13 protein-coding genes are annotated in these 18,784 nt (G+C 63.8%); 12 read left to right on the top strand and 1 reads right to left on the bottom strand.

The genetic code is table 11. The annotated features are described in order from the left end of the window. Positions 1 to 97: 97 nt before the first annotated feature. From GTP58_RS06995 to GTP58_RS06960, 8 genes are all read left to right on the top strand, one after another. The gene (locus GTP58_RS06995) at positions 98 to 1,411 is read left to right on the top strand and encodes an Nramp family divalent metal transporter (RefSeq protein WP_161076802.1); all 1,314 of its coding nucleotides are present in this window, start codon (positions 98 to 100) and stop codon (positions 1,409 to 1,411) included. Positions 1,412 to 1,495: 84 nt separating this feature from the next. After that, a complete protein-coding gene (locus tag GTP58_RS06990; RefSeq protein WP_161076801.1) occupies positions 1,496 to 3,748 on the top strand; it encodes a TonB-dependent receptor in 2,253 nt (750 codons plus the stop codon). Positions 3,749 to 3,757: 9 nt separating this feature from the next. Further along, positions 3,758 to 4,462: an ABC transporter ATP-binding protein gene (locus tag GTP58_RS06985; RefSeq protein WP_161076800.1), complete on the top strand. Its 705-nt coding sequence runs from the start codon at positions 3,758 to 3,760 to the stop codon at positions 4,460 to 4,462. Beyond that, entirely contained in the window at positions 4,422 to 5,906 is a 1,485-nt protein-coding gene (locus GTP58_RS06980; RefSeq protein ID WP_161076799.1) for a DUF3526 domain-containing protein, read from the top strand. The genes GTP58_RS06985 and GTP58_RS06980 overlap by 41 nt, the downstream gene beginning before the upstream one ends. After that, positions 5,903 to 7,393 carry a DUF3526 domain-containing protein gene (locus GTP58_RS06975; protein ID WP_161076798.1) on the top strand — a complete coding sequence of 497 codons (1,491 nt, stop codon included), beginning with the start codon at positions 5,903 to 5,905 and terminating at the stop codon, positions 7,391 to 7,393. Before GTP58_RS06980 ends, GTP58_RS06975 begins: the two co-directional genes overlap by 4 nt. Positions 7,394 to 7,489: 96 nt before the next feature. Beyond that, complete coding sequence (locus GTP58_RS06970) at positions 7,490 to 8,332, top strand: universal stress protein (RefSeq protein ID WP_072782397.1); 843 nt, start codon at positions 7,490 to 7,492, stop codon at positions 8,330 to 8,332. A 10-nt stretch (positions 8,333 to 8,342) separates the two neighbouring features. Then, complete coding sequence (locus GTP58_RS06965; protein WP_161076797.1) at positions 8,343 to 9,041, top strand: Crp/Fnr family transcriptional regulator; 699 nt, start codon at positions 8,343 to 8,345, stop codon at positions 9,039 to 9,041. A 2-nt stretch (positions 9,042 to 9,043) separates the two neighbouring features. Then, positions 9,044 to 9,763 carry a Crp/Fnr family transcriptional regulator gene (locus tag GTP58_RS06960; protein WP_161076796.1) on the top strand — a complete coding sequence of 240 codons (720 nt, stop codon included), beginning with the start codon at positions 9,044 to 9,046 and terminating at the stop codon, positions 9,761 to 9,763. Here the strand turns inward: GTP58_RS06960 and GTP58_RS06955 are convergent. Beyond that, positions 9,760 to 10,218 carry a bacteriohemerythrin gene (locus GTP58_RS06955; protein ID WP_161076795.1) on the bottom strand — a complete coding sequence of 153 codons (459 nt, stop codon included), beginning with the start codon at positions 10,216 to 10,218 and terminating at the stop codon, positions 9,760 to 9,762. The two genes, GTP58_RS06960 and GTP58_RS06955, sit on opposite strands and share 4 nt — an antisense overlap. Positions 10,219 to 10,356: 138 nt before the next feature. Here GTP58_RS06955 and GTP58_RS06950 point away from each other — a divergent pair, with 138 nt between their 5' ends. The 4 genes from GTP58_RS06950 to GTP58_RS06935 all read left to right on the top strand — a co-directional run bounded on the left by GTP58_RS06950 (position 10,357) and on the right by GTP58_RS06935 (position 18,776). Continuing rightward, complete coding sequence (locus GTP58_RS06950) at positions 10,357 to 13,035, top strand: bifunctional acetate--CoA ligase family protein/GNAT family N-acetyltransferase (protein WP_161076794.1); 2,679 nt, start codon at positions 10,357 to 10,359, stop codon at positions 13,033 to 13,035. Positions 13,036 to 13,128: 93 nt separating this feature from the next. After that, positions 13,129 to 14,268, top strand: coding sequence for an efflux RND transporter periplasmic adaptor subunit (locus GTP58_RS06945; RefSeq protein WP_161076793.1), 1,140 nt, complete (start codon positions 13,129 to 13,131; stop codon positions 14,266 to 14,268). Positions 14,269 to 14,277: 9 nt separating this feature from the next. Then, positions 14,278 to 17,409 carry an efflux RND transporter permease subunit gene (locus GTP58_RS06940; protein WP_161076792.1) on the top strand — a complete coding sequence of 1,044 codons (3,132 nt, stop codon included), beginning with the start codon at positions 14,278 to 14,280 and terminating at the stop codon, positions 17,407 to 17,409. Next, positions 17,400 to 18,776: an efflux transporter outer membrane subunit gene (locus GTP58_RS06935; RefSeq protein ID WP_161077294.1), complete on the top strand. Its 1,377-nt coding sequence runs from the start codon at positions 17,400 to 17,402 to the stop codon at positions 18,774 to 18,776. The genes GTP58_RS06940 and GTP58_RS06935 overlap by 10 nt, the downstream gene beginning before the upstream one ends. Positions 18,777 to 18,784: the final 8 nt, after the last annotated feature.

Here is an 18,784-nt window from a genome sequence, read left to right as displayed (position 1 = left end):
AGTGCGCAAAAAGCCGGAGAAATGTCGTACCATAGCAGCCAGGACGTAGCCAACCCGCCGGCGCCACGCATTTCTTCCTTTTGAAACAGGAGTATGTATGACGCCGCCCGTAATCACCGCCGAACCAGCAGGCGCCAATGGCCAGCGCAGTGTGGCAGTCGCCGGTCACGGTCCGTGGTGGCGGCGTTTCCTTGGCTTCATCGGCCCCGGCTACCTCGTCGCAGTCGGCTATATGGACCCGGGCAACTGGGCCACGGACCTTGGCGGCGGCGCCGCTTACGGTTATACGCTGCTGTGGATTATCTGCCTGTCCAGCTGCATGGCGATGCTGCTGCAAATCCTGTCCGCGCGCCTGGGCATTGTGGCGCAAGCCGACCTGGCGCAGCTGTGCCGCCGCCACTCGTCCCGCCGCTCCGCCCTGGCACAATGGCTGCTGTGCGAGGTCGCGATCTGCGCTTGCGATCTGGCGGAAGTCATCGGCACCGCCATTGCGCTCAAGCTGCTGTTCGACATCCCGCTAAGCTATGGCGTGGTATTGACCGCACTCGATGTGCTGGTCATCCTGTGGCTGCAACAGCGCGGCTTCCGTTATCTGGAGGCGTTCGTGATGGCATTGCTGGGCATCGTCTTCCTGTGCTTTGCTGTCAACCTGCTGCTGGCGCAGCCGAAGTGGCATGCCGTGGCGGCGGGCTTTATCCCGTCGGCACAGACAGTTACCGACCCCGGCATGCTGTATCTGGCGATCGGCATAATCGGCGCCACCGTCATGCCGCATAACCTCTACCTGCATTCCTCAACAGTGCAAACACGGCGCTTCAATACCAGCGAAGACGGCACGCGCAAAGCAATTTCCTTCGCTTCGGTGGACATCGTGGTGGCGCTGTGCCTGGCGTTTCTGGTCAATGCCGCCATCCTGATTACATCTGCAGCGGTATTCCATACCACCGGACACACAGGCGTCGCCGATCTGGAACAAGCCTATCTGCTGCTTGGCCCGTTGACTGGCGCGGCCCTGGCCAGCGTGCTGTTTGCGGTAGCCCTGCTGTCGGCTGGCCTGAGTTCTTCAGTCACCGCAACCCTGGCTGGCCAGATCGTGATGGAAGGTTTCGTGCAGCTAAAGCTGGCGCCATGGGCACGACGTCTGCTAACGCGTGCGGTCGCCATTGTGCCTGCGCTGCTGGTCACCAGCGTGTATGGCGACCGCGGCGTCACCAGCCTGCTGATTTTCAGCCAGGTGGTACTCAGCCTGCAGTTGCCCTTCGCCATGTGGCCACTGATACGCTACACCAGCTCTCACGCCATCATGGGCCGCTTTGCCACGCCGCGTCCCGTGGCTTGGCTTGCGTGGAGCATGATGAGCCTCATCGTCAGCCTGAATCTGGTCCTGATCTGGAAAACCCTGGCCGATTGAAAATTTAATGCAACCATGTTGCGTTAACAATCAAGCCGGTCTATTATGCAAGTCTCTTGCATTAACACCACTTCACTCCAGACCATGAAAACCATAATGCGGCCATTGGCCGTGGCGATCCCGCTCGCCCTGACGATTCACTACGCGCAGGCGGAAGACGACGCCGCACTACAGACAATTACCATCAACAGCACCCGCAGCACGCTCGATCCGGACCTGCCCAGCACCAGCATCACAAAAACACAGGAAGAGCTGCGCCAGCAGCAGAATATCTTCAACCCCGAGGATGCGCTGCGCAATCTGCCCAGCATGACGATCCGCAAGCGCTACAGCGGCGACCGCAATGCGCTGGTCGGCGGCCGCAGCTTCTCGACCACCCAGGCGCCGCGCGCGCTGGTGTACATGGATGGCTACCTGCTGTCCAACTTCCTGGGCCGCTTTGATGCGCCCCGCTGGAACATGATCGCGCCGGAAGAAATGACACGCGTCGAGGTGCTGTATGGTCCCTACTCCGCGCTTTATCCCGGCAACGCCATCGGCACCACCATTGCCGTCACCACCAGCCGCCCGACCGCGTTTTCCGGCGCGGTTCGCATTGCCGGCCAGGACCAGAGCTACGACCAGTACGGCGTCGCCGACCACTTCCGCAATTACCAGGCTTCCGCGCTGCTGGCGGATAAACTGCCATCGGGACTCTGGTACAAGCTGATGGTGAATCACCAGGACGCCACCAGCCAGCCGATGGGCTACTACGCCGCCACGCCGGTCACCGCCGGCGGTGCAGCGACGCCGGTCACCGGCATCGTTTACGACACCGGGCCATTCGGAACACGCCGCGCCATCATGGGCGCGAATACTGGCGCCATCGATCACACGATCCAGAACACGGCCAAAGTCACGCTCGGCTACGATTTCAGCCCCACCATCAGCACCGAAGCCATGCTGGCATGGTGGAGCAACGACAGCACCACACGCAATCAAACCTTCCTGCGCGATGCCGCCGGCAACGCCGTCTGGTCTGGCCGCGTTACCGATGGCATCAATGTGTTCAACATTCCCACTTCGGCATTTGCACCATACACGCGCGAAGAGCGCCACGCCCTGCTGGGCTTCAGCGCAAAGACGCGTAACAAGGCGGGATGGAACGCCAGCGTCACCATCAGCGCCTACCGCATCCTTGACGATGTACAGCGCAATGCCACGGTGGCCGATCCGCTCGCGGCCAGCGGTGGCGCAGGCAGTGCTGTGGTACGCGATGGCAGCGGCTTCCAGTCGCTGGACGCCAGCACCAGCAATGCCGCAGGCGATCACGCACTGACCTTTGGCCTGCACGCAGATACCTATAAACTCAAACAGTCGACGCGTGCCACAGCCGACTGGCGCAACGCCAATGGCACAGAGACGCAGTACGTGGGCGGAGAAACGCGCATCCTGGCGCTGTACGGACAGGATGCGTGGCATTTCACGCCGCAATGGCACCTGGTCATGGGCCTGCGGGCGGAATCCTGGCAAGCCAGCAGCGGCACGCAGCGCGTAGTTCCAGGCGCCAGCGTGGACTACCCACGCCGCAACGACCATGCGTGGTCGCCAAAGCTGTCACTGGCCTGGGATATGGACGCGCAAACCACGCTGCGCATGTCAGCCGGACGCGGCACGCGCTTTGCAACGGTGGCGGAACTGTTCCAGGGAACGGCGGCAGGCAGCAGCATCACCGTCAACGATCCCAACCTGAAACCGGAACGGTCAACCGCGCTGGAGCTAAGTGCCGAGCAGCGCTACACATTGGGCAGCCTGCGCGCCTCGCTGTTCCAGGACGACATACGCGATACCATCTGGAGCCAGCTCAATCTGAACGTCTTCCCCAATGTGACCAATGTGCAGAACGTCGGGCGCGTGCGTACGCGTGGACTGGAGCTGGTGGGCCAGATCGATCGCCTGGGTATTCCTGGCCTGAGCGCGGAAGCGAATATCGCCTTCAGCAAATCCACCATCCTTGAAAACGCCAACTACCTGCCATCTGTCGGCAAGAACTGGTCGCGCGTGCCACGGGTGCGCTCCGCCAGCACCCTGATATACGCACCATCCGACCGTTGGAGCCTGGCGGCCAGCTACCGTTATTCGGGGCCGCAATTCAACGAAATCAACAATACCGACTACAACACCGATGTCTATGGCGGCGTCTCGCGTGTGAGTCAGCTGGATGTGCGCCTGCTGCTCAAACCTGTCAAGGGCACCGAAGTGTCGCTGGGCGTCGATAACCTGAATAACAACAAGGCATATCAGCTGCACCCCTATCCGGGCCGTACGCTATTTGCCGAAGTGCGTTACGCCTTTTAAGGAGCCCGCATGATACGCATACAAAAACTGGTGAAGCGCTACGACAACCGCACCGTGCTGCATGGGCTGGATCTGCACGTCCACGGCGGAGAGGTCTATGCCCTGCTTGGACCGAATGGCGCCGGCAAGTCGACCACCATCGGCTGCCTGCTGGGTTTCGTCCAGGCTGACGACGGCGTCATACAGCTGGCTGGCTCCGGCCTGCCACCGGCACAGGCAGCAGTCGAACACGCGGCCTACATCGCCGAAAACGTCGCGCTGTATGAACGCCTGACTGGCGTCGAGAACGTCGAGTTCTTCATGCGCCTGCTGGGGCGCACGCCGCGCCGTGCGGAGATCGAGGCGTTGCTGGAGCGGGCCGGCCTGCCCGAACATGCGTGGCACCGCATGGCACAAGGCTATTCCAAAGGCATGCGGCAGAAAGTCGGCATCGTGATGGCGCTGGCCAAAGGCGCCAGGGTACTGGTGCTGGACGAGCCAACCTCCGGGCTGGACCCCGAGGCCAGCGTGGCCTTTGGTGAACTGGTACGCACGCTGGCCGACGATGGCGCGGCGGTTCTGATGGCAACCCACGATCTGTTCCGCGCGCAGGAGCTGGCCGATCGCTGCGGCATGCTGGTAGGTGGCCAACTGGCTGGGGAATGGAAACTGGGAGACTTGAATGCAGGCGAACTTGAACACAACTACCTTGACATCCTCGCCCGCCGCGCCTGACCGCCGCCACGGCATGGCGCACTGGCTGCTGGCCTTTGGCGGCGCCTGGCTTGCGGACTGGCGCGAACGGCGGCGTGACTGGCGCGTGTGGCTGGTGATCGGCATAGGCCTGGCGCTGGCGGCGGGCGCGGCCGCGCTGTCCTCGCTGGAATTGCAGTCTGCGCTCGATGCGCGCAGCAGTGCACAGGCAGCGGAACAGCAGCGCTGGTCCCAGCAAGGCAAAAAATACCCGCACGCTGCGGCGCACTACGGCGTCTACGTATTCAAGCCCCTGTCGGCATTGTCCGCATTGGACCCGGGCATAGAACACTATGTGGGCTCCAGCGTCTGGCTGGAGGCGCACAAGCAGAATGAGCTGGTGTACCGTCCCGCCAACGATGAACCGGGTATCAATCGCCAGTTTCGCCTGAACCCGGCCCTGGTGCTGCAAGTGCTGGCGCCCATGGCGATGATTTTCCTCGGCTTTGGCATGTTTGCCGGGGAACGTGAACGGGGCACGCTAGCGGCCTTGCGCATCAATGCCGCGCCGCTCGGCGCCATCGCCATGGCACGCGGCTCTGTGCTGTTCTGCATGGCCATGGCGCTGGTGATTCCTGCCAGCGTTGCCGTCGGCACCGTGGAGTGGCAGATGCATGGCCGCAGCCCATTCAGTGACGGGCCATTGCGTGCATTGCTGTTCGCATTGGGCTACCTGCTTTACCTGGCAACGTGGGCGGCGCTGATTGCTGGTGTCTCCGCCTGGTCGCGCACCTTGCGTTCTGCGCTGGCTGTCTTGATAGCGCTGTGGGCCGTCACCACGCTGGTGGTGCCGCGCGCCGCCGCAGAACTGGCGCAGCTGGCGGCGCCGCTGCCCTCCATGCAGGCATTCCGTGCATCGCTGGACAATGCATTGGGCATGCCGGACGATCCGGAGCAGGCACGCCGCGACAAGCTGCAGCTGCTGCGTGAATATGGCGTGAAAGACGCCAGGGACTTGCCGTTGAATTGGGCCGGCATCAGCCTGCAACGCGGCGAGGAGCATGGCGACGGCATTTTTGACCAGCACTATGGCCAGCTGTTTGACGCCATGCGGCGCCAGAGCGAGGCCGCATCGCTGGCCGGCTGGATATCGCCGTCCGCTGCGGTAGCCGGCTTGTCTGGCATGGCGGCCGGTAGCGATACGCAGCACCATATCCAGTTCGTCAACGGCGCGGAACAGCAGCGCCGCACCATACAGCTGGTACTGAATGAGGCGATTACCGCACACCCTGAGCAAAACGGCGCCCGCTACGACGGCGACCAGGCGCTATGGGATCGAGTGCCGCCGTTCCGCTTTACCTATCAGCCCTTGGACCTCGCCGCCCTGCTGCAACGCCATTTGCTGCCGCTGGTCGTCCTGTTTGCTGGCAGCTTGCTGCTGTGCGCGGCCGGTCTGCGTCGTCTTCGTTATGGAAATCTACGATGAAACAACTGTTTACACTGATCGTCTACGATCTGCGCAGCCAGCTGCGCGAACGCGGCACGTTGATGCTGTTATTGGCAGCGCTGCTGCTGGCCATGTTTGGCCTATACGAAGGCAATCGTTTTGAGCGACAGAACCGCAGTGCCGTGAATGCCGCCGCGATACAGGAATCGCAGGCCCGGAATGACGCCAAGTCATTGGCGCAACGCTATTTTGCGCATCCCGATGCTACAGAGTTCAGCGGCCTGCAATGGTTCCGCACCCCTGTCGATATCCGTGGCTACGTCTTCCGCGAGCACGTAGGCTTTGCCGCCAAGCCGCAGATGGCGGGTGCGGCGCTGGCGGTCGGCCAGGCTGACCTGCTTCCGGCCTACGTGCGTGTACGGGCGGAATCGATGGAGTCCGCGCGCACCGCACTGGAAATCGAACATCCCGCCTTGCTTGCCGTGGGGCGTTTCGATCTGATGTTCTTTGTCGTCTATCTCTGGCCGCTGATACTACTGTCCTTGACCACATCGGTACTGACGCAAGACCGGGAAAGCCTGCGGCTGCGCGCCTTGCAGTTGCAGGGCGTACGTATCGGGCGCATGCTGGTCGCGCAGACGGCCGCACGCACACTCGCGGCAAGCGCGCTCCTGATGCTGACGTGTTGCGCGCTTGCGCTGGCGTCGGGCGCGGTTCCCGCCAACCCTGACGGTTACACGGCGCTGGCGCGGTGGTGCGGTATCGTGACCTTGTATTCGCTGTTCTGGGCTGCCGTGGCAGTGGTGGTCTGCGCGACCTGCGGCAACCGCATGACGGCGGCTTTCGCCGGCTTCGGCGCCTGGCTGGTCCTTGCCATCCTGCTGCCTGGCGCCCTGACGGCTGCGGTGCAGGCAGCGGCGCCCGTACCACAGCGCGAACGCTACGTGCAGGCGCTGCGCGATGCTGGCGACGCGGTGGCATCGAATAAACTGGCCAGTCTGGCGCGCTTCTACGACAGCCACCCTGAGTGGAAACCGGCGGCTTCGCTGGACAAGGTATCCTCCAGCGTCTCCCGGCTTCAAAGGGCGCAGGAGCTGGAACGCGTGATGGCGGAAGTGGATCGCCGTTTCGCGCAGGCTGGCGAAAACCGTCAGCGACTGTTTGAACGCCTGCAGGGATTCAGCCCTGTCACCATGGCATATCAGTCCCTGTCGGCGCTGGCCGGGAACGGCCATGAGCGTCACCAGCATTTTCTGGCGGAGGTCGAGCAGCATCAACGCAGGCTGCGCGACTACTTCCAGCGCGTGATCCAGCTGTCCGCATTGGGCGATGAACGCCAGCCATGTCCGGCGACCTGCCTCGGTGGCTACGGCTTCCGCGACTTCGATCAGGTGCCCGTATTTACGCCTTCCGCGGCCATCTCCACAGTCTCGGGCTGGCAAACGGCGCTGGCGCGGCTGCCGCTGTGGATCGCCGCCTTGCTGGGCATCGCGGCGCTGATCCTGTCCCGGCGTCCGGCGAAATAAGGCCTACTACGATTTATCCGGGGAAATTTGATCCAGATCATAAAAATTATCGATGCGCTTTGATAGCCTGACATTGGCAATCACAAGGAGCTCATCATGACATACAAAAATATCCTGCTTCACGCCGACCTGTCGCCTCACGCTGCGTCCCGCTACGAGCTGGCCTGCCAGGTCGCACTCAGTCACGAAGCGCATCTGGTCGGCGCCGCGTTCACCGGCCTGACCATGGAATGCTACCGTAACGCCGCTTTCGGTTACGGTGGCATGCTGGCCCCGACCGACATCGACGCCGTCACCGGCAACAGCGCACAGGCGCTGGACCGCTTTGTGGTCCAGGCCAAGGCCGCAGGCGTCAGTTTCGAGCGCCGCATCAGCGACGACGATTCCGAAACCGGCCTGGTACTGCAGTCGCGCTACGCCGATCTGCTGGTGCTGAGCCAGAGCGATCCCGAACTGACCGGGCCGGACTGGCTGCGCAAGCTGCCGGAACACCTGACGCTGCACAGTGGCCGCCCGGTCCTGCTGGTGCCATACGCCGGCCGTTATACCCATATCGACCGTCACGCGCTGGTCGCCTGGGATGGCAGCCGCGCCGCCACGCGCGCCGTGACCGACGCCCTGCCGCTACTGCGCCGCAGCCAGCACGTTACGCTGGCCGTGTTCAACGCGCAGACACAGTACGGCGTGCACGGCGAACAGCCTGGCGCCGACATCGCCCTGTACCTGGCCCGCCATGGCGTGCGGGTGGAAGTCACGCAGCAGCACACGCCCGCCGGCCTGGATATCGGCAATGCGCTGCTGTCGTTGTCGGCCGATCTGGGGGCGGACCTGCTGGTCATGGGCGCTTACGGCCATCAACGCTGGCGCGAAATCGTCCTTGGCGGCGTTACCCGCCGCGTGCTGCAGTCGATGACGCTGCCAGTCCTGATGGCGCACTAAGCGGGGTTGCATGCGCGTCGATAATTACCGTAGCAACTGCGAGCGCTGCATCCATTTGCATCTTTGCCGGGACACCGCGGCGGACGACCAGATCGCTGGCCACCGCATGCGGGTCCGTCGCCACGACGCGCTATACCGCGCGGGCGACGCTCCCGGCAACCGCATTTATTGCATACGCTCGGGAAGTTTTAAATTGGTGCTGGAACGCCCCGGCCATGACGAACAGGTCATCGGCTTCGCCATGGCGCCGGAATTTCTGGGTTTGAATACACTGGGCGCCGCTGGCCATAGCACCAGCGCCATCGCCCTCGAGGACAGCGAAGTTTGTTGCATCGATTGGGACCGCCAGGCCTTTCGTGGCCGCAGCCAGCCCATGCAGCGCGCCGGTCTGCATGCCTTGCTGGCGGCGGAAATCCGCCGCGCGCAGCAAGACGCGCTACTGCTGCACCACACCCATTCGCGTCAGCGCATGGCCGACCTGGTGCTGCACCTGTCGCAGGTCTACCGCAACAACGGTTATTCGGCATCGCGCTTCCGGCTGCCGATGTCACGCTGCGATATCGCCAGCTACATCGGCGTCAGCGCCGAGTGTGTGAGCCGGCTGATAGACCAGTTCCGTCGTCAGGGCGTAATGCAGGTGCACCGGCGCGACCTGACCTTACTTGATCCGGCAGCGCTGGAGCGCACTGCCGCTGGCACGGAGGGCTGATCATGGCGAGCAAACTGAAACTGGTGGTATCCAATGACCGCGTCAGCCGGTGTTATGGCTGCCCGCTGTCCGGCCTGTGCCGGGATGATGCGCCGCCCGCCGCCGCCGTGCCGCACACCTGCCTGGAGCAGCGTTGCGTGCACCTGCACAGCGGCGAACACCTGTTCCGCGTTTCCGATGAAGTGGACCAGCAGCTGCACGTGATCCGCAGCGGCGACATCAAGCTGTATCAGCATGGCCGCGATGGCGGCCAGCACATCATCGAATTCCTGGGCAGCGGCGCGTGGGTAGGTCTGGAATCGCTCAACCAGCAGCACCGCCACGCAGGCGCGGTAGCGCTGACCGATTGCGAAGTGACTATCGTGCCCTACGCGCAGGTGCTGTCTTTGCTGGACCGCCAGCCGCGCAGCGCCGAGGCGTTTGGCCAAATGTTGAGCGGCACCATCGCACGTCACCAGCAGCATGCGGCCATGTTGCGCAGCACCTCGGCGGTGCAGCGGGTCGCGCAGTTTCTGCTGCAACGGCTGGAACAGGCCTCGCTGCCGATGTCGCGCCAGGACATCGCGGACTACCTGGGCCTGACCTCTTCCACGGTGAGCCGCTGTCTGAGCGCTATGCGGCGGCGCGGCTGGCTGACGATGGGCCAGCGCGCCTATCACTTGCCGGGCCGGCTCCAGGTCGAGAAAGTAGCGGCGGGTACGCCGCTAATGCTGGACGATTAGTTCACTGCCGTGGCGCCATCACGGCGGCGGCGGGCGATGCTCGCGGCAGGCACGCCTTTTTCTGCCGATCCGCTGTCGGCGCGGCCGGCCATCTGCAAGGCGATGGCCAGCGCCGTATCCGCCGTCGCCAGATGCATCTGGAACCATGGCAGTATCAGCATTGCCACCTTGCGGCCGGCATCGATATCGCCGGGCGGCAGTCCATGCAAGGTGGCCAGCACGCGCGCATGCTGCTCGCGATGGCTGCGCGCGGCGGGATAGTCAATCGCGTCCATGAGTTGCTCTTCCACGCGGAAGTCCACTTCCAGGCACTCCACCAGCGCCGCCAGATGCATTTCGAACTCCTCGTCGGGACCATGCAGCAGCGTCTGGATCTGCTCCCCCAGCGCCGCATGCGCTTCGTCAAAGAGCGGGATACCAAGCACCATGTCGGGGCTCAAAGCGGTCGTTTCCATGATTCCTCCTGTTATCCTGTTAGCTACTTCCACTATGCCAATCGGCCCAGCGCAAATCTATGATCCAGGTCAAGGCATCGCAGATTTTCGACGCATGGCGTATAGTGTGGTTTGCCAGTCACTGCCCAGAAGAACGTCATGGATCTGCACTATCTGACCCCACTGTTTTCACCGAAATCCATCGTGGTATTTGCCGGCCCGCCGGATCAGCCGGAGCGCCAGAACGTTTACGGCCGCAGCGTTTGCGCCCAGTTGCGCGACAGCGGTTATCAAGGCGTCATCACCTTCCTGGATGTCAGCATGACCGGCACGCTAGCAGACCTGGTACAGTCGCGCGCCGACCTGGCGCTCATCGCGCTGCCGCATGAGGAACTGGCTTTTGCCCTGGAAGTGGCTGGCCGCATCCAGTGCAAATCGGCGCTGATTATTTCGTCGGGTGTACCGACGGCGCAGGCGGCCGAGCTGCATGCCATCGCCCGCAAGCACGATATGTATTTGCTTGGGCCGAATAGCCTCGGCTTCCAGCGTCCGCGCCTGCACCTGAATGCGGGCGTCGCGGGCAAGCTGGCGCAAAGCGGCAGCCTGGCGCTGATCTCGCAATCCGGCGCGCTGACGTCGGCGATCCTGGACTGGGCCGGCACCAACGCTGTCGGCCTGTCGGCAGTCGTATCGCTCGGCCCCAACACGGCGGTCGATCTGGCGCAGACACTGGATTTCCTGGCCACCGACCCGGCCACCGAAAGCATCGTCATCTACATGGAAGGCATTACCGACGCACGCCGCTTCCTGTCGGCGCTGCGCAGCACGGCCAACACCAAGCCAGTGGTCATCATCAAGTCCGGCAATGCCGCAGCCGCGTCGCGCGCCGCCGCCACCCACTCCGGCATGATGATCGGCAGCGATGAAGTATTTGATGCGGCGCTGCGCCGCACTGGCGCGGTGCGCGTGAACACCTTCGTGCAGCTGTTCTCCGCCGCCAAATGCCTGGCTTCGCGCTATCGCCCGGTCGGCCCGCGCCTGGCTGTTATCAGCAACGGCGGCGGCCCCGGCGTGCTGGCGGCCGACTGGCTGCATCAACTGGGACTGCAGTTGGGCGAGCCCGGCGAAGAAGCCGCCGCAGCGCTGGCGCCGGAACTGCCGCCCTACGCTACCCTGACCGACCTGCTGGACCTGTCGGAGGAAGCGGGAGCGCAGCACTACGCGGCCGCAATCCGCTCGTGCGCCCAGAATGCGAACATCGACGGCCTGCTGGTCATCTATTCGCCCAAGCTGGATGGCGACCCGCTGGCCGTCGCACGCGGCGTGGCCGAAGCAGGCCGTGGCTTGAACAAGCCGCTACTGACCTGCTGGATGGGAGATGAACTCGTCACGCCCGCGCGCCAGCTGATCGCGCAGTCCGGCCTGGCCAGCTTCCGCACGCCGGAAGCGGCGGTCGATGGTTTCGGCAATATCGCCGCGTTCTATCAGAATCAGCAGCTCTTGCAGCAAACCCCGCCGCCCCTGTCGCAACTGGCCAAGCCAGACCTGGACGGTGCGCGCCGCCTGGTGGAAAGTGTACTGGCCGAACGCCGCAGCGTGCTGACCGAGATGGAATCCAAGGCATTGCTGGCCGCCTTCCATATCCCGATCACGCCCACCATGCCGGCCCGTAGCGCCGCTGAGGCGCAACTGATCGCCGCCCAACTGGGCTACCCGGTTGCGCTGAAAATCGATTCGCCCGACATCAGCCACAAGTCCGAAGTACAAGGCGTGGTGCTCGACCTGGCGGATGCCGCCGCATTGGGCGCCGCCTATCACGACATGCTGGCCAACGTCCATCGCCTGCAGCCGGCCGCCCGCATCAACGGCGTGACGGTGCAACGCATGGCAGGCAAGCGCGATGGCCGCGAGCTGTATATCGGCGTCGCCAGCGATCCGCTGTTCGGCCCCGTGATCGGCTTTGGCGCCGGCGGCACCATGGTGGAACTGCTCAACGACCGCGCAGTGGAACTGCCGCCGCTGAACCAGTTCCTGGCCCAGCGCCTGATCTCACGCGCCCGCGTCGCCACCACGCTGGACGAATGGCGCGGCGCGCCGGCGGTGGATGTGCAGGCGATTGAGCACATCCTGCTGCGCGTCTCGGAAATGGTGTGCGAACTGCCGCAACTGCGCGAGCTGGACATCAATCCCCTGATCGTCGACCAGCGCGGCGTGCTGGCGGTGGACGCACGCGTGGTGGTCGGCGCGGCGCCGCCTTCCGCCCAGCGCTACGACCAGCTGGCCATCATGCCTTACCCGGCCAGCTACGCCAGCATATGGCCCATGCGCGGCGGTGGCGAATACACGCTGCGTCCGGTGCAGCCCACCGATGCCGAAATGCTGCAAGCGCTGGTACGCGGCCTGTCGGAGCAGTCGCGCTACAACCGCTTTGCATCCTCGCTGCGCGAGCTGTCGGCGCAGATGCTGGCGCGTTACTCGCTCATCGATTATGACCGCGAAATGGCGCTGGTCGCCGTGCTGACCACCCGCACTGCCGATGATGACGGCAGCTTCACGGAAACCGAAAGCATCATCGGCGTATCGCGCTACATCGCCAACCCTGACCGCAGCAGCTGCGAATTCTCGCTGCTGGTTGACGACAGGTTCTCGGGCCAGGGCCTGGGTACGCGTCTGATGCTGGAGATTATGAACGTCGCCCGCGACCGCGGCCTGACGGAAATCGTCGGCCTCGTGCTGCGCAAGAATCGTGGCATGCTGAAGCTCATGGCCAGCCTGGAGTTCGAGATCCGTCCTTACGAGGACGATCCTGAGTTCCAGATGTGCAGCAAGGCGCTGTAATTCCGCCTTCTCCATAAAATCTCCACACTTCCCACACAAAACCTGCAAGAGTACTAAGTAAGCTTCAGGTTTTGTAAGCTCGTGGGAACGACTATGAATTTCAAGACCTGGCCTCTGCTTGCGGCCGTACTGACCCTGGCCGCCTGCAACGGTGAGCCGCATAAAGCCGAAGAAACGCCGCCGCCAGCGGTCACCGTGTTGTCAATCAAAGCGGCGGAAGTGACGCTCAGCGACGACCTGCCAGGCCGTGTGGCGGCCTTCCGTACCGCCGATATTCGTCCGCAGGTGGGCGGCATTGTGCTGCGCCGCCTGTTTGAGCAAGGCGCCGAAGTCAAGGCCGGCCAGCCGCTGTTCCAGTTGAATCCCGCGCCGCTGAAGGCGGAATTCGACACCGCAGCCGCTGCCTTGCAGCACGCCGAAGCCACGCTGGCCCGCACCAAACGCCAGGCCGAACGCCTGCGCCCACTGATCGATGCGGACGCCATCAGCCAGCAGGCCTACGACGACGCCGTCTCCGACCGCGACCTGGCTGCCGCCAACGTCGCGCAGGCACGCGCGACGCTGGAACGCCGTCGCCTGGACCTGGCTTTCGCCACGGTACAGGCGCCAATCTCCGGCCGCATCGGACCCGAACTGGTCTCCGAAGGCGCCTTGGTTGGCCAGTCCGACGCCAACCCGATGGCGCGGATTCTGCAAATCGACAAGGTGTACGTGGACGTCCGCCAACCGGCATCCATGCTGGCCTCCCTCAAGGCGCGCGCGCCCGCTGGCCAGCATGCCACCATCCTCAGCGCCGACGGCCAGGCATACAGCGCCGAGGCCCGCGTGCTGTTCTCGGACCTGAACGTGGATGCCGGCACGGGCGACGCCACCATCCGCATCCAGGTGGACAACGCCGACCGCACGCTGCTGCCCGGGATGTTTGTGCGCGCGCGCATCGCCCGCAGCACGGCATCGGATGAAATCCTGGTGCCGCAGCAGGCCGTGCAACGCGCGCCGGATGGCCATGCCGTCGCCTGGGTGCTGGACAAATCCAACAAGGCAGCCCAGCGCCAGATCATCGTCGGTGAAGTCATCAGCCATCAATATGTGGTGCGCGAAGGACTGAAGCGCGGCGACATGCTGGTAGTGGAAGGCCACGAGCGCCTGCAACCCGGCATCGCCACCGCACCAAAAGCGTGGAAGGCTCCGGCCCAGCTGTCCGCAGCGCCGGGCGCCGCAGCCCAACAATAAGGAAACACCATGTCACAGTTTTTCATCCGCCGCCCCATCTTCGCGTGGGTCGTGGCGATATTCATTGTGCTGTTTGGCCTGATTGCCCTGCCCAATCTGCCAATCGCACGTTACCCGTCGGTGGCGCCGCCTAGCGTTTCCATCAGCGCGGTGTATCCGGGCGCCTCGCCGCAGACCATGAATGATGCGGTGGTCGGCCTGATCGAACGCGAACTGTCCGGCGTGAAGAATCTGCTTTACTTCGAGTCGTCCACCGATACTTCGGGTTCAGCTTCGGTCAGCGCCACCTTCAAGCCTGGCACCAATCCCGAAATGGCGCAGGTCGATGTGCAGAACCGCCTGAAAGCCATCGAACCGCGCCTGCCGCAGGCGGTGCGCCAGAATGGCTTGAGCGTGGAATCGGCCTCCTCGAGCTTCCTGATGATTATCAGCCTGAACTCCACACGCGGTCACAACGAAGAGGAACTGGGCGACTATCTGGCCCGCAATGTGGTGGAAGAACTGCGCCGCGTGCCCGGTGTCGGCCGTGTACAGCTGTTTGGCGCCGAACGCGCCATGCGGGTGTGGGTCGATCCGGCCAAGCTGGTCGCCCACAACATCTCCATGGGCGACGTGACCAACGCCATCGCCCAGCAGAACGTGCAGATCGCCCCGGGTCGCGTGGGCGATACGCCTTCCGTTTCGGGCCAGATGGTCACGACACCACTGACGGTGCAGGGCCAGCTGCGCACACCGCAGGAATTCGCAGCCGTCGTGCTGCGCGCGGAACGCGACGGTTCCACTGTCACGCTGGGCGATGTCGCCCGCGTCGAACTGGGCGCGCGCGACTACACCTTCAAGGCGCGTGAAAACGGCAAAAACACCTCCGGCGCCTCGATTGCGATGTCGCCCGGCGCCAACGCAGTGAAGACCGCCGCCGCCATCCGTGCCCGCATGGACGAACTGGCAAAAGCCATGCCGACGGGGATGGAGTACACCATCCCGTTCGATACCGCGCCATTCGTCAAGGTGTCGATTGAAAAAGTGGTCAGCACGCTGGTTGAAGCCATGGTGCTGGTGTTCCTGGTGATGTACCTGTTCCTGCAAAAAGTCCGTTACACGCTGATTCCGGCGATTGTGGCGCCTATCGCGCTGCTGGGCACTTTTGCGGTAATGGCGGTGGCGGGATATTCGATCAACGTGCTGACCATGTTCGGCATGGTGCTGGCCATCGGTATCATCGTTGACGATGCCATCGTGGTGGTCGAGGCGGTGGAGCGCCTGATGGCGACCGAGAAGCTGTCGCCACGCGAAGCCACCTCCCGCGCCATGCGCGAGATCAGCGGCGCGGTGATCGGCATTACCGTGGTGCTGACGGCCGTGTTCATTCCGATGGCGCTGGCCTCCGGCTCCGTCGGCGTGATCTATCGCCAGTTCACGGTGGCCATGGCGGTATCGATCCTGTTCTCGGCCTTCCTGGCACTGACGTTGACACCAGCCCTGTGCGCCACGCTGCTGCGTCCTATCAGTGAAGAAGACCACAAGAAGAAAGGCTTCTTCGCCTGGTTCGACCGCAAATTCGACAGCCTGACCGCCAGCTATACGGCACGCACCACCTCTCTGCTGAAACGCGGCGGCCGTGTGATGGCGGTGTACGCCGCGCTGGTATCGTGCGTGGTTGCGGGCTTTATCTTGCTGCCTTCTTCCTTCCTGCCGGAAGAAGACCAGGGTTATTTCATGACGTCGTTCCAGTTACCGTCGGATGCCACCATGGAGCGTACGCTGGACGTCATCCGGCAGTATGAAAAGCACGTCGCCAGCCGGCCGGGCGTGGACGTCAACCAGTCGCTGATCGGTTTCAGCTTCTCGGGCTCCGGCCCGAATGCCGGCCTGGCCTTCACCATGCTGAAAGACTGGAAAGACCGCAACGGTGCCACCGCCGCACATGAAGTCGAACTGGCGCAAGCTGCCATGGCCAGCGCCCGCGAAGGCATGATTATGAGCGTGATGCCGCCCGCGATTGAAGAACTGGGTAATTCCTCCGGCTTCTCCCTGCGTCTGCAGGACCGCGGCAACAAAGGCATCGCTGCGCTGCAGGCAGCGCAGGATCAGTTGCTGGCATTGGCCGCCAAGAGCAAACTGCTGACCGGCGTGTACCCGGAAGGTTTGCCGCCCGGTTCCAGCATCCGGCTGGAGATCGACCGCCGCAAGGCCGAAGCATTGGGCGTACCGTTCAGCGCCGTCAGCGACATGCTGGCCAGCGCCACCGGCTCGACCTATGTGAACGACTTCCCGAACGCGGGCCGTATGCAGCAGGTGATCGTGCAAGCCGATGCCAGCGCGCGCATGCAACTGGACGATGTGCTCACCCTGCGCATCCGCAACAACGCGGGCGGCATGGTCGCCATGGGCGAGATCGTGCGTCCGGTGTGGGAACAAACCCCGCTGCAGCTGGTGCGTTACGACGGTTATCTGGCCGCGCGTATCAGCGGCGGCCCTGCGGAAGGCGTCTCCAGTGGCGCCGCCATGGACGAGATGGAACGTCTGGTCAAGCAGCTGCCGCAAGGCTTTGCCGTCGCCTGGACCGGTCAGTCGCTGCAGGAGAAAGCCTCGGCCGCACAGGCGCCCATGCTGATGGCTTTGTCGATGCTGGTGGTATTCCTGGTACTGGCGGCGCTGTATGAAAGCTGGTCGATTCCGCTGTCGGTGATGCTGGTCGTACCTCTGGGTCTGTTCGGAGCGCTGGCAGCCGTAATCCTGCGTGAAATGCCGAACGACGTGTTCTTCAAGGTCGGCATGATCACGATTATCGGCCTGTCAGCCAAGAACGCCATCCTGATCGTGGAATACGCCAAACAGCTGCACGCCGAAGGCAAGGGCCTGGTGGAAGCGGCGATTGAAGCAGCACGCCTGCGACTGCGCCCTATCCTGATGACGTCCCTCGCCTTCACACTGGGTGTGGTGCCGCTGATGATAGCAACCGGCGCCAGCGCCGAGACCCAGCACGCGATTGGCACGGGTGTGTTTGGCGGCATGGTGGCGGCAACCGTATTTGCGATTTTCTTTGTACCGGTGTTCTTTGTACTCGTCGTCGGCGGTGCGGAACGCCTGGGCCGTATGCGTTTGGGTAAAGGAGCAGAACGATGCACACCATGCGAGTAATGAGTATTTCCGTCACGCTGGCGCTGCTGTCGGCGTGTTCGATGAATCCCCCGCTGGTCAAGCCTGCGCTGCCAGTGTCAAGCAGCTACGCCAGCAGCGCAGCGCAGCCAGGCAACGCTGCAGATCTGGGCTGGCGCCAGATGCTGACCGATCCGGCCTTGCAGCACCTGGTGGAACTGGCGCTGGAAAACAACCGTGACCTGCGCGAAGCCACGCTGAACGTGGCCGCCGTGCAGGCGCAGTACCAGATCCAGGACGCCAGCCGCTACCCGGCACTGGATGCCACCGCCGGCGGCACGCGCCAGCGTGCCTCCTCGCCGGAAGCGCCGGCAGGTGCGATACAGAAGCAAAGCAGTGCCGGACTGGCCATCAACGCTTTTGAACTGGATCTGTTCGGCCGTTTGCGCTCGCTGTCGGATGCCGCCATGGCGCGCTATCTGGCGTCGGTGGAAGGACAACGCGCCGCGCGCCTGGCGCTCATCGCCGCAGTCGCGGATGCCTACCTCGAACAGCGCCTTGCCGAAGAACAGATGCTGCTGACCCAGAGCACGCTGGCAGACTGGCGCGTTGCGCTGGATATCACCCAGCGACTGCACCGCGCGCAACAGCGCGGCGGCATCGACGTGGCGCAAGCCGCCGGCCAGGTGGCGACTGCCGAAGCGGACATGCATGCCCGCGAACGCGCGCTGCGCCTCGCGCGCAACAATCTGGAGCTGTTGATCGGCGCGCCAATGCCAGCCAGCCTGCCGCAAGGCGTACCGCTGGCACAGCAGCCGGTAATGACCGCCCTGCCCGCAGGCCTGCCATCCGATCTGCTGGTGCGCCGTCCGGACATTATGCAGGCGGAGCAAGGCCTGGTTGCGGCCAATGCCGAAATCGGCGCGGCACGCGCGGCCTTCTTCCCAAGGATTTCGCTGACCGCCACCATGGGCTTCAGCAGCGCCGAAATGGGTGGGCTGTTCAGAAGCGGCAACCGCAGCTGGTCGTTCGCGCCGCAAATCAGCCAGCCGATCTTCCATGGCGGCCAGCTGCGCGCCGAACTGCAATTGGCCAAGGTACGCGATTCCATCGCAGTGGTGCAGTATGAGAAAGCCATACAGACCGCCTTCCGCGAAGTGAACGATGCGCTGGCCAGCAACGAAACCTACCAGCACCAGATCGTCGCCCAGCAGCGCGTGGTGGATGCCGCCGCGCTGCGCGAGCGCCTGTCCAAGCTGCGTTACGGCGCCGGCCAGGACAGCCGCCTGGAACTGCTGGATGCACAGCGCCAGTCCTACGGCGCCCAAAGCACGCTGCTGGACCTGCGCCGCGACCAGTTCAAGTCCGCCATCGCCCTCTACAAGGCGCTGGGTGGGGGCGTCAGCTGATGCAGTAT

Source organism: Duganella sp. CY15W (genome assembly GCF_009857555.1).
Classification (GTDB): Bacteria; Pseudomonadota; Gammaproteobacteria; order Burkholderiales; family Burkholderiaceae_D; genus Rugamonas; species Rugamonas sacchari.
This window is presented reverse-complemented; position numbering and strand designations above follow the sequence as displayed.